We start from the raw sequence: 14,979 nt of genomic DNA, 5'->3' as shown, positions 1-14,979 counted from the left end.
CCCGGGGAAACGGTGAGAGGGCGGGGCCGGGGCAACAAGTCACCGCCGGCACACGGCGCAGGTTCCAGGGGCGGAGCCCCCGAACCCGAACCGCCCAGGCCCGTTCGCTTCACGCCGGATACGCGGTTCGTGGCCCAGGCCGGACCCGAAAGGCGACGCAGGACCGGAGCCCCGCCCGCCGCGCGGAGCGCGGGCCCGAGGTGCAGGGGGCGGAGGCGGTCGCCCTCCCCGGGGGGGCCGTCCGAGGGAGCGCGGGCCCGAGGTGCAGGGGGCGGAGGCGGTCCCCCTCCCCGGGGGGGGCCGTCCGAGGGAGCGCGGGCCCGGGGTGCAGGGGGCGGAGCCCCCGCCACCGCCCGGAGGGCGGTCCGGGCCGAGGGGCGGAGCCCCGGAAGAGACGGTGAGAGGGCGGGGCCGGGGCACAATCCCCCACCCCGCTCCCCCCGGCGCTCACACCTCCCCGTTCACCGCCTCCGCCACCACCCGCACATGCGGCTCCCGCACCACGCCGTAATGCGTCGTGTCCAGACACCGCACCCCCCGCAGACCCGGCAACTGCCGTTCCCACAGCGCCCGCTGCTCCTCCACCGGCACCGGCGCCGGAAGGCCGGACACCGGGCGTCCCGCCAGCCACAGCCGGCTCGGTGTCCCGGCCAGGCGAGGCAGCTCGTGTTCCGCCATCGCGGCCAGGTTGGCCCGGCAGCAGTGGGCCAGGCGCTCGGCGTAGGCGGCCGCCTCCCGGCCGCCGCCGTCGCCACCCTGGCTCAGCTCGTGCGCGAAGACCGCTTCGAGCTGTTCGTCGTCGTACGAGCGGAAGAGCCGTCCCGCGCCCGGCGGCGGCGGGTCGATGAGGTGGAGTCCGGCCGCGGGACGGCCCGCGCGTTCCGCCTCGGCGGCCATTCCCAGCGCCACCCACGCGCCGAAGGACCAGCCGGCCAGCCGGCGGCGCCGACCGCCGTGCGGGAAGCGGGCCTCCAGTGCCGCCTCGTAGTGGCGTGCCCGCTCGGCGAGCGTCCAGGCGGGCAGGCCGGGCCGGGAGAGCGCCGGGTCGGCGATCAGGCAGACGGTCAGGTCCGGGCCGAGCTCCGAGACCAGCGTCCGGTACGCCTGGATGTCGCCACCGACCGGGTGGACCAGGCACAGGACGTCGCGCCCGGTGCCCCGCTGCCAGACCTCGACGGACACCGGACCGTCGTCGGCGGCGTCGTCCCGCCCGGATGAACCGGACAACCCGGACAGCAGCGACAGCACCTCCTCCAGACTCACCCGGTGGCTCAGCTGCGACAGCTCCAGCTCGACCCCGAACCGCTCCTCCACCGTGCTGATCAGGTCGATCATCGTCAGCGAGTCCGCGCCCAGGTCGTAGAGCGAGGCGGCCGGGTCGAGCTCGTCCAGCTCCAGCCAGTGGCAGAGCCACTGCGTGAGCTGCCCGGCGGCGTCCGCGACGACGTCCGCCGCCTCGGCCGTCCGCCCGGCGGACCCCGCGTAGAACTCCCGGGCCCGCCCGATGTCCGTCGTGGAGACCAGCACCTGCGGCAGTTGCAGCTGCAGCGCGCGCCCGAACAGACGCCGGCCCTCCTTGGTCGCCAGGCCGACGGCCAGGTGCGCCCGGTGGCGGGCGTCGGTCTCCAGCGCCCCGAGGGCCATGCCGGTCTCGCTCCAGATGTCCCAGTCGATACCGACGCGCACCGTCGTCCCGCCGTCGCCGTACAGGGCGAAGCCGTCCAACAGGCCGTTCGCGGCGGCGTAGTCGAGCTGCCCGATGCCGCCGAAGAGCGCCGCCATCGAGGAGCAGTACGCCGCGAAGGCCGGCGCGTGGCGTTCGACGATCCGCTCGACGAGCAGGGCACCGCGCACCTTGGCGGCCGTGGCCCCGCGCATCGCGGCCGCGTCGCGCCGGGCGACCAGAGAGCCGGCCGCCACGCCCGCCGCGTGCACCACGCCGTCGACGCGCGGGGCGTGCCGGGCGATCCGGTCCATGAGCGCGTCGAGGTCGTCCTCGGCGAGGTCGGCCGGGACGAGGGCGACGCGGTCCGCCCACGGAGCCAGCTCGTCCGGCAGCCGGGGACGGCGCGCGAGCAGGACGACGCGGCAGTCGGAGTGCTCCAGCAGCCAGGCGGCGACGCTGGATCCGATGCCGCCGGTGCCGCCGAGGACGACGTGGACGGCCGGGCCCTCCGGCAGCGCGGACGGGGCGGTCGCGGCCGGTACGGCGACCGGCAGCAGGGCCTGCCGCCACCAGAAGCCCCGGCGCAGCGCCAGCCGCCGGGGCAGTTCCTCCTCGGCGTCGGCCCGGGCGAGCAGGTCCGGGAGGCGGGCCGCCCAGTCGGCCGGGTCGGCGCCGGGCAGGTCCAGCCAGCGGCCGTCGACGGCGCACTCCTGCGGCGCGATCTCGGCGGCGCCCGCCAGCAGGGCGAGTTCGGGCCGGTGGACGGCGCCTTCGACGGGCTGGGCGCCGTACGACAGCCACCACGGCCGCAGCCGGGCGGCGAGCGGTGTGCCGGTCACGGCGCGGAGCAGCGCGGCCGGGGTGTCGAGGCAGGCCCATCGGGCACGTTCGGCCGATTCCTCGCCGACGGCGCCGGTCACGGCGAGGGGCAGGGCGTGCAGCCAGTCGACGGCGCCGTCCCCGGCGACGGCGTCGAGCAGGCGGCGGAGCGACGGGGCGTCGGCGGGGTCGGCCCGGTAGACGTCGTCGTCCACCCGGGCGAAGGCGTCCGCCGCGGTGACCCGCACCACCCGTTCCCACACGGACGTCAGCGGGCGCAGGGCCGCCTCCGGCAGCGGCCCGTCCGTCAGGACGACGAGCACCCCGGGCCGCCGTACGACGCCGGTGCCGGCGCGGTGCAGCCGTACCCACTGCGGCTGGTGGAGCCAGTCGGTCTCGGGCAGCCGCTCGGGGCGATCGTCCGACTGCCTTTCCGGGGCGGCCCGTTCGAAGTCGTAGTCGGCCAGGTCGAAGGCGGGCGGCGGGAAGTCCCACGGGGCCTGGGCGGGCCCGGCGGGCCAGCGGACGGCGCGGCCGGCCGTGAAGGCGGCCGCCAGCTCCGCGGCGGTGCGTCCCTCCGCCGCGACCTCCTCCCCGACCGGGGTCACCTCGGTCCCGGCGACCGCGCGCAGCCAGGCCACCGCCGCGGCGGCGTCGGCGCACACGGCGGCGGCGCGCCGGCGCCGTGCCGGGCGCCCGGCCTGGAGGTGCCGCAGCACCTGTCCGTACGTCTCGGGGCGGGCGGTCAGGTAGTCGGCGATGCGGGCGGCGTCGGTGCGCAGGGCCTGTTCGCTGCTGCTCGACAGGGTCAGGCAGGGCACGGCCGCCGCGTCGGCGACAGCACGCTCCGTCCCGGCCTCCAGCACCAGGTGGGCGTTGGTGCCGCCGATGCCGAAGCTGCTCACCGCGGCCACCCGGGGGCGGCCGGCCGGCCAGGGCCGGGCTTCGGCCGGGATGGTGAACGGCCCTGCTTCGATGCGGGGGTTGAGCCGGTGGAAGCCGACGTTGGGCGGGACGACGCCGTGGTGGACGGCGAGGGCGGCCCGCACCATGCCGACGACGCCCGCCGCCGCGCCCAGGTGGCCGATCTGGCTCTTGACCGACGCCAGGGCGCAGTCGCCGGGCGTGTCGGGGCCGAACGCCTGGCGCAGGGCGGCGACTTCGACCGGGTCGCCGAGCTGGGTGCCGGTGCCGTGGGCCTCGACGTAGCCGAGGTCGGCGGCGGTGCGGCCGCTGCGGCGCAGCGCGGTGCGGATGACCTCGCGCTGTCCGGCGAGGGAGGGCGCGCTGTAACCGGCCTTTCCGGCGCCGTCGTTGTTGAGGGCCGAGCCGGTGACGACGGCGTAGACGGTGTCGCCGTCGCGCCGGGCCAGGCGCAGCGGTTTGAGGACGACCGCGCCGACGCCGCTGGCGCCGATGGTGCCGCTGGCGTCGTCGCTGAAGGGCCGGCAGTGGCCGTCCTTGGAGAAGATGTGCTGCGGCCGGTACCGGTAGCCGTCGCCCAGCAGGGTGTCGACGAGGACGCCGCCGGCGAGCACGACGTCGGCGTCGCCCTGGCGCAGCAGTCCGGCGCCGACGTGGACGGCCACCAGGGAGCTGGCGCAGGCGGCCTGGACGGTGAACGCCGGTCCGGTCAGGCCGAGGTGGAAGGCGGCCTTGGTGGCGAGGAAGTCCTTGTCGTGGTGGAGGGCCATCTGGAAGGAGTCCGGCAGCCGGTCCGGGTCGGCCTCGCGCAGCATGGACTGGAAGTAGGTGTTCTCGCCGCAGCTGGCGACCAGTCCGACGCGGCGTCCGGCCGGGTCGGCGATGCCGGCGTGGGCCAGGGCCTGGACGCAGGTCATCAGCAGGTGGCGTTGCTGCGGGTCCATGAGCCGGGCCTCGTGGCGGCTGATGCCGAAGTGCTCGGGGTCGAAGGCGAGCAGGCCGGACATCCGGCTGCGGGCGCCGACCAGGCCGTCGGCGGCGTCGAAGTGCTCGATGCCGCGGCCGCCGGATTCCACGAGGGACCAGAAGGCGGCGAGGTCGTCGGCGCCGGGCAGCCGTACGGCCATGCCGACGACGGCGATCGGCTCGTCGGCCGGTCCGGCCGCGACGGCCGGGGCCGACGGCTCGGGGGCGGAGCCCCGGTCGGCGAAGGCGGCGAGGCGGCGGATGGTGACGTGCTCGAACAGGTCGGGTATGGCGATGTCCAGGCCGAGTTCGGTGGTACAGCGCAGGTGGAAGCGCATCAGGTCCAGGCTGGTGGCGCCCGCGTCGAAGAAGCGCTCGTCGGGGCCGACGGGCCGGCCGGTCACCGCCGCGAACAGCTCGGCCAGCCGCGCCTCGCGCGGTGTGAGGGCGGGCGCGGCGGTGTCCGGGCGCAGGTCCTCGCCGGGTGCGGCCGGGGCGCGCCGCCGGTCGAGCTTGCCGCTGGGGGTCAGCGGCAGGGCGTCGACGCGGCGGAAGCGGGCGACGCGGACGTGACCGGGGAGCAACTCGGCCAGGTGCGCGGCCAGTTCACCCGCTCCGGGAACGGTGTCCGGGCATTCCAGGCAGGCGGTCAGCAGGCCGTCGTCGAGGACGACCACGGCGTTGACGATCGCGGGGTGGCGCAGCAGGGCGGCCTCGATCTGGCCCAGTTCCAGCCGGTGGCCGCTGAGTTTGACCTGCTGGTCGTCGCGGCCGAGGAAGTGCAGCAGCCCGTCGTGGCCGAAGCGGGCCCGGTCGCCGGTGCGGTAGAAGAGCCCGAGGCCGGGGAGTTCGGTGAACCGGGCGCGGTTGAGCTCCTCGTCGTCCGCGTAGCAGGGTGCGGCCATGGGTCCGCCGACGATCAGGTCGCCGGGGCAGCCGGGCGGGACGGGCTGTCCGGTGCCGTCGACGACGCGCAGGTGGGCCCCGGCGGCGGGCCGGCCGATGGCCGGGCGTTCCGGCCAGCCTGCCGGGTCGCCGTCCAGGCACAGGCCGCTGACGACGTGGGTCTCGGTCGGCCCGTAGTGGTTGAACAGCCGCGCCCCGGGCAGGCCGGCGAACCAGCGGCGGATGGCGTCGGTACACACCAACTGCTCGCCCGCGGTGACCACTTCGCGCAGCCTCGCGGGGTACGCGCCGATGCGCACGGCGTGCTCGGCGAGCAGTTGCAGGGCGACGTAGGGCAGGTGGAGCCGTTCGATCCCGGCCGTGTCGAGCTGTTCCAGGAGCGCGGGCGCGTCCTGCCGCCAGCCGGGCCGGGCCAGGTGGAGGCGGCCGCCGCCGCACAGCGTGGAGAAGATCTCCTGGAAGGAGACGTCGAAGGAGAGCGCGGAGAACTGCTGGGTGACCGCGCCGGGCGCCAGACCGCCGTCCGCGGTCTGCCAGTGCAGCAGGTCGCACAGGGTGCGGTCGGGCACCTGGACGCCCTTGGGGGTGCCGGTGGAGCCGGAGGTGAACAGCAGGTAGAGCGGCTCGGTGGCGTCGTGCGGGACGAAGCCGGGGGCGGGGGCCGGGTCGTCGGGGAGGACGACGCGGTGGCGCGGCAGCCCGTCGGGGACGACCTCACCCTCGGGCACGCCCGCGCCGTCCGGGGGCAGCAGGACGCACAGCGGCCGGGCCCGGTCGAGGATCTGCCGCAGCAGGGCCGGGGGGTAGGCGGGGTCGAGTGGCACGATCGTGAGGTTGAGCCGGGCCAGGGCGAGCAGGGCCACCACGTGCTCGGGCGAGGGCTCCAGGAGCAGGGCGACGCGGCGCGGGCCGCCGCCGTCCGCCGTGAGGACGCTGATGCCGTCGGCCAACGCGGCGGCGTGGGCGTCGAGTTCGGCGTAGGTGAGGGTGCGGTCGTCCCAGGCGACGGCCGGGGCGTCGGGGGTGGCCCGGACCTGGCGGGCGAAGCCTTCGGCGACGGTGGTGAAGGCGGGCTCCACCGGTGCGCCGCGGCCGTGGTCGGGCAGGGCGGCCCGGTGGGGGGCGACGAGCTCGGCCAGGGTGGCGGTGCCGCCGTCGGCGAGGCGGTCCAGTCCCTGCCGGAACAGGGCGGCCAGGGCCTCGGCGTCGGCCGCCGCGAAGTGGTCGGCGGCGTACTCCCACAGGCAGTCGAGGCCGTCCTCGTGCTCGATCACCGAGAGCGTCAGCGGGCACTTGGCCTCGGCCGGGGCGAGCCAGGCGGGGCGGGTGCGGCAGCCGGGCAGGGCGAGGGCGGCGAAGTCGGTGTTCTCCAGGACGAACAGGACGTCGAACGGCGTCCGTCCGGCGGGGAACGCGCGGTCGGCGAGGACGTCGGCGAGCGCCACGTCCTGCCGGTCCAGGACCGTGCGGGTGCCGTCGGCCAGGCGCAGCAACTGGGCGCGCAGGTCCTCGTCGGGCCGCAGGTCGAGCGGGAGCAGCACGGTGTTGGCGAACATGCCGACGCTGTCCTCGAATTCCCGCACGGGCCGTCCCGCCACGGGGGCGGCGACGCGCGGCCGGGTGCGGCCGGTGACGCCGTACAGGCTCCAGGCGAAGACGCCCAGCAGCAACTGGAAGCGGGTGAGGCCGAGTTCGGCACCGAGCCGGTCGAGGGTGACGCGCAGGCCGGCGTCGAGCGGGACGTGCAGCAGCCGCCCTTCGGGCCCGGCCCCGGGGCGGGCGGGCTCCAGAGGGGCGTCCGGTTCGCCGGCTCCGGCGAAGTGGTCGCGCAGCGCGGCGCGTTGCTCCGCATACGCGGGTTGGCCGGACCAGGCGTGCTGCCAGGCCGCGTGGTCGAGCGGGGTGGGCGGCGCGGGGGCGTGCTCCGGCGCCTCGTCGCCGTTCACCGACGCCGCGTATTCCGCGGACAGTTCACGGAACAGCACACTCAACGACCAGCCGTCGACGGCGATGTGGTGCAGGTGCAGCAGCAGGTGGCCGCCGCCGTCGGGGGATTCCAGCCAGCGGGCGCGCAGCATCCGGGGTCGCGCCAGGTCGAAGGGTTCGGCGAAGAAGCGCCCGGCGGTCCCGCGCCAGTCGCCGTCCTCCGGTTCGGCCCCCGTCCACGGGTCGTAGGGGTCTCCGACGGTCTGGAGCAGGCCCTCGGGGCCGGTCGTGAAGCCGGTGCGCAGCGCCGCGTGGCGCGCCACGAGCCGGCGGAGGGCCTCGCGCAGCGCGGCGGTGTCCACGGTGCCGTCGATGCGGAAGGGCTGGCCGACGTTGTAGGCGCGGGAGTGCGGGGCGCGCTGCTGCAGGAGCCAGAGGCGCTGCTGCTCGGAGGTGGCGGGCGCGGTGCGGGCGCCCGTGGGGGCGGGCACCGGCGGGTGGACGGAGGCGTCGCGGCCCGTCTCGATCTCCTCGGCCAGGCGGGCGAAGTCGGCTGCCAGGACGAGGTGGTGGGGCAGGTCGCGGCCCCAGCGGCGGCGCACCTCGAAGCGCAGGCGCAGGGCCTTGAGCGAGTCGCCGCCGCAGGCGATCCAGCGGTCGCCGAGCCCGGGCCGGACGCCGCCGAGGATCTCGCCGGCGAGGGCGAGCAGGTCGCGCTGGAGGTCGGTGGCGGCCGGGCCGCCGGCGCCGTCGGGCCGCCAGGGTTCGCCGGCGCGGGCGAGCAGCGCCTTCTGGTCGACCTTGCCGTTGGCGGTGAGCGGCAGTTCCCCGACCAGGTGGGTGCGGTGCGGGCGCATGTAGGAGGGCAGGGTGGCGGCCAGGTGGCGCTCGTACTCCGCGTGGTCGAGGTCTGCGCCGAGGACGACGTACGCCACCAGTTCGTTGACGCCGTGCGTCTCGTCGCGGTGGGCGCGGACGTGGGCCCGGCGGACGGCGGGGTGGGTGAGGATCTGCCGTTCGAGCTCGCCGGGTTCGATGCGGAAGCCGCGGACCTTGACCTGCCGGTCGGCGCGTCCGACGTGGACGACCTGCCCGGCGGCGTCCAGGCGTACGAGGTCGCCGGTGCGGTACCAGCGCCGGTCGCCGCCGTCGTGCCAGGGCAGGTGGACGAAGCGGCGTCCGGTCTCCTCGGGCAGGTTGCGGTAGCCGGCGGCGAGCGCCTCGCCGGCGAGGTGGAGTTCGGCGAGTTCGCCGGGGGCGGCGGCCCGCTCGCCGTCGGCGACCAACAGCGCCTCGGTGCCGGGCAGTTCGCGCCCGATGGGCACCACGTCGCCGTCGAAGTCGCGGGGGATGGGGTGGATCAGGGCGAAGGTGGTGGCCTCGGTGGGGCCGTAGACGTTGTACAGCTGAGTGGCGGCACCGGCGTTGTGGCGGTACCAGGCGCGGACGACCGGGGCGTTGAGCTGTTCGCCTCCGATGAGCACCTGGCCGGCGTCGGCGAAGCAGTCCGGCACCTGGTCGACGACCGCGTTGAAGAGGGCGACGGTGATGAAGACGGTGTCGACGCGCTCGCGTCGCAGCGCGGCGGCCAGCCGGTCGGGCGTCCGGGCGTCCTCGTCGCCGAGGACGACGCAGCAGCCGCCGGTCAGCAGCGGCACCCAGACCTCGAAGCTGATGGCGTCGAACGCCGGGTTGGACAGGCAGGCGTGGCGGGCCGGCGGGCCGGGGCGCAGCCGGCCCGGCCGGGCCAGGCGCAGGATGCCGACGTCGCGGACCTCGACGCCCTTGGGGCGGCCGGTGGTTCCGGAGGTGTAGAAGACGAAGGAGACGTCGGCGCGAGCGGGTTCCGGGAGCGGGGCGTCGTCCGCGCTCCCGGCCGCGATCAGCTCGGGGACGGCCGACGACGCGATGTCACCGGGCAGTTCGGCGGGCGGCGTGCCGTCGTGGAGCAGGGCCGTGCAGCCCGCGTCGGCCAGGATGTGGGCGCGGCGGTCGGGCGGGCTCTGGGCGTCGAGCGGGACGACGACGGCGCCGAGCCGCAGGATGCCGAGCATGGCGCAGACCAGGTGCCGGGAGCGGGGCAGGCACACGGCCACGGCCTGGCCGGGGCGGACGCCCCGGTGGCGCAGGGCGCGGGCGACGGCGGCGGAGGCCGCGTCGAGGGCGGCGTAGTCGAGGCTGTGGTCGCCGTCGCGGACGGCGGTCGCTCCGGGTGTGCGGCGGGCCTGGTCGAGGACGGCCGTGGCGAGGGTGGTGGGTGCGGTGTTCAACGTGCCTCCAACCCGGCGGCCGGGTTGTCGTTCGGGTGGCCGGACCGGTCGGCCAGGAAGGTGAGTTCGGCCTCGATGCGGGCGGCGACTTGCCGGACGTGCTCGCTCCCGAGCATGTCCCGCGGGGCGCAGGGGACGGGTTCGACGACGAGTCCGTTCCCGGCACGGCGGTGCCAGTGGTCCCGGATGCCGCGCAGGAGCGGGGTGTCCCCGCCGGTGCCCACAGCCTGCACGAGCACCAGCCGGGCCGCGGTCGCGGGTTCCCGGGCCTTGTCGGTGTTCATGGGCACGGAGGGCGGGGGCGTACCGTCCAACCGGTCGCCCTTGTCGCGGAGTTCGACGTCCGTGCGCCCGTCCTCGTCGCCGGTCGCCGGGGCGTCGAGGAGAACCACGCTCAGGTCCGTGCGGCCCTCCTCGGCCAGGCGGCGGCCCATCTCGTGGGCGACCAGGCCGCCGCGGGAGAGCCCGGTGAGCACCAACGGCCCGTCGGGCAGCGGCTCGACGAGGCGCAGGTACGCCTCGGCCATGGCCTCCACCGTGGGCGGGAGCTCCTCCCCCGGGTTGATGCCGGGCGACCGGATGCCGTGGACGCCGTAACCGCCGGGCAGGGCCTCGGCCAGGGAGAGGTAGCGAAAGACGGTGCCGTCGGCCGGGTGGACGCAGACCACTTGGCCCCGGCCTTCGCCGTCGCGGAAGGTGATGAGGCTGCCGCCCGGGCCGGAGGGGGCCTCCCGGCGCGGGAGCCCGCCGGGGTCCCCGGCCTCGCCGGGTCCGCCGCGGAAGCCGAGCGTCCCGGCCCGGTCGTCGCCGCGGCCGACGAACCGCACGCTCCCGTCGGGCAGCCGCCGGACCAGGTCGCCGGTGCGGTACATCCGCTCCCCCGGCGCGGCGGGGTCGGCCACGAAGCGCGTCGCGGTGAGCCCCGGCCGCCCCAGGTAGCCGCGGGCCAGGCCCGCGCCGCCCACGTAGAGCTCGCCCGTCACCCCGGCGGGCACCGGCCGGAGCCGCTCGTCGAGCACATGAACCCGGGTGTCGACGGGGGCACGGCGCGGCCGGGGGCCGAGGTGGACGGTGCAGTACAGGGCCGTCCCGGTGGGCGAGTAGCCGTTGAGGACGCGCAGTCCGGGCAGGGCGCGCTCCAGGCGGTGCAGGGTGTCCTCGGGCAGCGGCTCCCGGCCGGTCAGCAGGTGGCGCAGGGCCAGTCCGGCCAGGTGTTCCCCGGGCGCCTCGGCGAGCCGGCGGACGTGGGCCGGGGGCAGCAGGATCCGGACGACGTGGTGGACGCGCATCCAGTCGGCCAGCGCCCGGGGGTCGTCGCGCACCCCGTCGGGCACCAGGTGCAGGACGCCCCCGGTGGTGGGCGGCAGCAGGAGCTCCCGCACCGAGGCGTCGGAGCCGGTGCCGGGCCACATGGCCATCGCCTCGCCGGGCGTGGTGCCGAAGCGGGCGGTCCAGTCGTCGAGCAGGTCGAGGATGCCGCGGTGGGTGACCATGACGCTCTCGGGGCGGCCGGCGGAGCCCGAGGTGTGGATGACGCACGCGAGGTCGTCCGGGTCCGCCTCGATGCCGGGGTCCGCCTCACAGGCGCCCTCGGCCGCGACGGCGGACAGCGGGACCCAGCCGGCGGGCGGCTCGCAGGCGTCGCTGAGCACCAGGGCCGGCGCGGCGTCCCCGGCCGTGTCCGCCGGCCGCGCGCCGGGCGGGGCGGGGTCGAGCGGGAGGTAGGCGGCCCCGGCCTTGAGGATGCCCAGGATGCCGACGACGAGCGCGGCCGAGCGGCCCGCGTGCAGGCCGACGAGCCGGCCGCGGGCGACGCCGCGGGCGATCAGGGCGTGGGCCAGCCGGTTGGCGTGCCGGTCCAGCGTGGCGTAGTCGAGCCACTCGTCGCCGTACACGAGCGCGGGCGCCGTGGGGCGTTCGCGGACCTGCACGGCGAAGCGCCCGACCAGGCCCGCGGGCTGCGCGGTACGGTCGGCCGCCGGCTCGGGGGCGGAGTGGTGGAACGCTGGATCGGCCGGCAAAGCTCGCCCTTCCCTCGGCGGGGGACTTTCGTGTGGTGCGGGTGACGACGGGGTGCTCGGCGGGAGGGGCGGGCGCGCCGGAAGGCCGGACTCACGCGCGGCGGCAGCGGCGGCGTCGTCATCGGCGGGCGTCGGTTCGCCACCGCCTCAACTGTTCATGACGCGCACTCACTTCCTTGCTCGCACGGATCACGTGTGCGACACATCGATCATTGTTGAGGCGGCAAACCGTGTCAATGGCCAATTGACGTCGCCCACACTCCGCACAAACCGGAAGAACCGTACGGAAGGTGAGGAAGTACCCACCGTTCACCGCTCATTCCGGCCAGGCGCGGGCGACGCGACGCCCCGGACCGGAAATCCCGGCGATCCGGCCCCGCTTCCCCTTTTCTCCCGACACCGGAATGCCCACCGCCGGACGCCGGCGCTCCCCTCGTCCGCGCTCCGCGGATTCCGCCGCCGGAACACCGCGGCGGGCACCGGCAAACTCGCATGAACGCCCTCCCGGAATCCCCTGCTCCGATCACCGCCGGAAGCCGCCACCCCTGCCCCCACAACCGGGACCGACCGGTCGGATTCCCTTGCGACACACCGCGAAATGAATTACCAATTCCGCCCGTTCCTCGAAGTCACCGCCGCGCACGGGTAATTCGGACCGCCTTCTTCCGGCGATTTTGATGATGCTTCAAATTCCTTTTCCCCTGCATCATCCTGCCAACTTCTTGTGGCACCCCGAATTCCGTGCGATACCGATCCCACCACACGGAACTCCAGGACAACGGGGGCGTCATGAAACGGTCCGAGTACGTGAGCTTCGATGCGGTCGGCCTGGCCGACCTGGTCGCCCGCGGGGAGGTGAGCCCCCCGGAACTGGAACAGGCGGCACTCGCCGCGGCGGACGCGGTCAACCCGCGGATCAACGCCGTCGTCGAGACCTGGCCGGGCGAGGACGTGCCCGTCCCGGGCAGCACGCCGCTGGCCGGAGTGCCGTTCCTCATCAAGGACCTGGGCGTCACCATGGCGGGCAAGCGGGCCGAGCTCGGCAGCCGCCTCGCCGCCGGCGTCCCCGCCCGCGCCGACTCGTCCCTGATGCGGCGCTTCCGCCGGGCCGGCCTGGTGACGTTCGGCCGCACCTCCTCGCCGGAGATGGGTTTCAGCCTCACCACCGAGCCGGTCCTCCACGGAGCCACCCTCAACCCCTGGGACACCACCCGCAGCGCGGGCGGCTCCAGCGGGGGCGCCGCGGCGGCCGTCGCCGCCGGGATCGTCCCGGTCGCCCACGCCACCGACGCCGGCGGCTCGATCCGCGTACCGGCCGCGTACAACGGCCTGTTCGGGCTCAAGTCGACCCGCGCCCGGGTCTCCCCGGGCCCCGACGTGGACGAGGCGTACAGCGGCCTGGCCGTGCACGGCAGCGTCAGCCGCACCGTGCGCGACAGCGCGGCGCTGCTCGACCGGATCCAGGGCCCGGAGGCCGGCGACGCCTACGTCGCCCCGCGGCCCGTCCGCCCGTACCTCGACGAGGTGTCCCGCCACCCGGGCTCCCTGCGCATCGGCGTCCTCACCCGCCCCTGGGGCGGGCGCGCCACGACGGCGCCCGTCGCGGACGCCGTCGCCCGCACGGTGGCGCTGCTGGAGCGGCTGGGCCACCGGGTGGAGGAGGCGACGGTCGAACTCGGGGCGAGCTGGGAGGAGTTCGTCGTCGGCAATGCCCGCCTGTGGTGCGCGCACCTGACCGCGATGGCGAACGACCTGGCCGCCGCCCTCGGCCGGACCGTCGACGCCGGCACCCTCGAACCCGTGCTCCTGGCCTGCTACGCCTACGGCCGGCGGATGACCGCGGAGGACCTGGTCAACGCCTTCGCCTTGCGCAACAAGGTCTCCCGCAGCCTGGGCCGGCACTTCTCCGACTACGACGTCCTGTTGACCCCGACGCTGCCCGAACTCCCGCTGCCGCTCGGCTCGTACGACGACGGCATCGAGCAACTGGACGCCCCCGGCTGGCTGGACCGGCTCTTCGACCGGGCGCCGTTCGCGGCGGTGTTCAACATCGCGGGGACGCCGGCCATGTCCGTCCCCCTGGAGTCGGACCCGGTGACCGGGCTGCCGGTCGGCATGCAGTTCGCCGCCGGCTACGGGCAGGACGACGTCCTCTTCCGGCTGGCCGGCCAGCTGGAGCGGGCGCGCCCGTGGTCCGGGCGCGTACCCGAGGTGTGGGCGGGCGCGGACGCCGCCTGAACCGCCGGGAGGGGCGGGGCCGGTGCCCCGCCCCTCCCGGTGCCCCGCCTACCGGCCGGCGCCCGTCCCGAGCAGGGAGCGCAGCCGGCCCGGGGGAAGCCCGGCGGTCTTGCGCACGACGTGCGTCATGTGGGCCTGGTCGGTGAAGCCGAGGTCGTTGGCCAGCAGGCGCAGATCGGTCTCGCCCTCGCTGAGCCGGTCCATGGCGCCGGCGACGCGCAGCCGGTTGCGGTAGTGGGTGAGGGTCGTACCGGTGATGGCGGAGAAGACCCGGCTGAGGTGGTGGGGCGAGCAACCCACCGCCCTGCTCAGCCCTTCGAGCCCGATGAGCGGGTCCTTGCCCAGGACTTCCCGGGTGTCGTCCACCACCTGTTTGCGGGCGGCGGCCGTGGTCGGCTGGCCGCTGGCCACCCGGGCCGGGGCCAGTTGCCCGAAGACGGTGCTGACGAGTTCGACGGTGCGCTCGGCGAGTTCGAAGGGGTCGCCGTCCCCGGCGCGGATCCGGGCCAGTAACAGCCGGTGCATCACGTCGACTTGGGTGCTCGTGTACGCCGACCCCTCGGGCACGACGGGGTCGCCGCCCAGGACCTCGGCCATGCTCGGCTCGGACAGCACGATCTCGGTGTAGGCGACGCCGCAGCACGGGTGCGCGAACTGCCGCTCGCTGCCCAGCCGCTCCACGAAGACGGTCGTCGGGTCCAGCAACTGCTCGACGCCTTCGATGCGTCCGCGCACCACCCCGCGTCTGACCAGCAGCAGCCCGAAGACCGCGGCCGGGCGCACCTCGCTCCAGCCGTGAGGCGGATCGCCGCACCGCACGTCCGCCACGAAGACGTCGTCCGTGCTCAGATGACTGTGCCGTTCCAGTGCCACACCTGCCACTGTACGCAGCTGATGCGCCAAAATTAAGTAAACGCTTGCCAGGGCCGAAAGCGAATGAGCAAGAGGTTACAAGCGTTGGGGGCCGGCGTCGCGTCAGGATGGCATCTCGACACCCCGTACGGGGGACGGGGTGTCGAGAGCGGGGGCACCGGAGGAGGTGCCGGGACCGAGGTCTCCTCATCGGCCGGCACCTCCCGGGTCAGGCCCGCGGGCCTCCGGCGAGCGGCACTCCGGTGCGGCGGGCCTGCTCGACGGAGGCCCGGGAGTCCGGGGGCCCCCCCCCGGGCCCCGGGGGCGGGGGGGGGGGGGGGGGGCCCCCCCCGGGGGGGGCCGGCCCCGGCCGGCGCCCCCCGCCCCCCCC

General features: G+C 75.9%; 4 protein-coding genes. 1 reads left to right on the top strand and 3 read right to left on the bottom strand.

Annotated elements, in window-relative coordinates; translation table 11 throughout:
* Nucleotides 1–447 precede the first annotated feature (447 nt).
* Entirely contained in the window at nt 448–9,477 is a 9,030-nt protein-coding gene (locus I5Q34_RS25510; protein ID WP_199894767.1) for a non-ribosomal peptide synthetase, read from the bottom strand.
* Nucleotides 9,474–11,498: an AMP-binding protein gene (locus I5Q34_RS25505; protein ID WP_199894766.1), complete on the bottom strand. Its 2,025-nt coding sequence runs from the start codon at nt 11,496–11,498 to the stop codon at nt 9,474–9,476. Before I5Q34_RS25505 ends, I5Q34_RS25510 begins: the two co-directional genes overlap by 4 nt.
* 789 nt (nt 11,499–12,287) lie before the next feature.
* Between I5Q34_RS25505 and I5Q34_RS25500 the strand changes: the two genes are divergently transcribed.
* Complete coding sequence (locus tag I5Q34_RS25500) at nt 12,288–13,736, top strand: amidase (RefSeq protein ID WP_199894765.1); 1,449 nt, start codon at nt 12,288–12,290, stop codon at nt 13,734–13,736.
* A 48-nt stretch (nt 13,737–13,784) separates the two neighbouring features.
* On the opposite strand, the gene I5Q34_RS25495 is transcribed toward I5Q34_RS25500, so the two are convergent.
* Nucleotides 13,785–14,609: an AraC family transcriptional regulator gene (locus I5Q34_RS25495; RefSeq protein WP_199894764.1), complete on the bottom strand. Its 825-nt coding sequence runs from the start codon at nt 14,607–14,609 to the stop codon at nt 13,785–13,787.
* Nucleotides 14,610–14,979: the final 370 nt, after the last annotated feature.

This window comes from Streptomyces sp. AV19 (assembly GCF_015999245.1).
In the GTDB taxonomy this organism is placed as follows: Bacteria; Actinomycetota; Actinomycetes; order Streptomycetales; family Streptomycetaceae; genus Streptomyces.
This window is presented reverse-complemented; position numbering and strand designations above follow the sequence as displayed.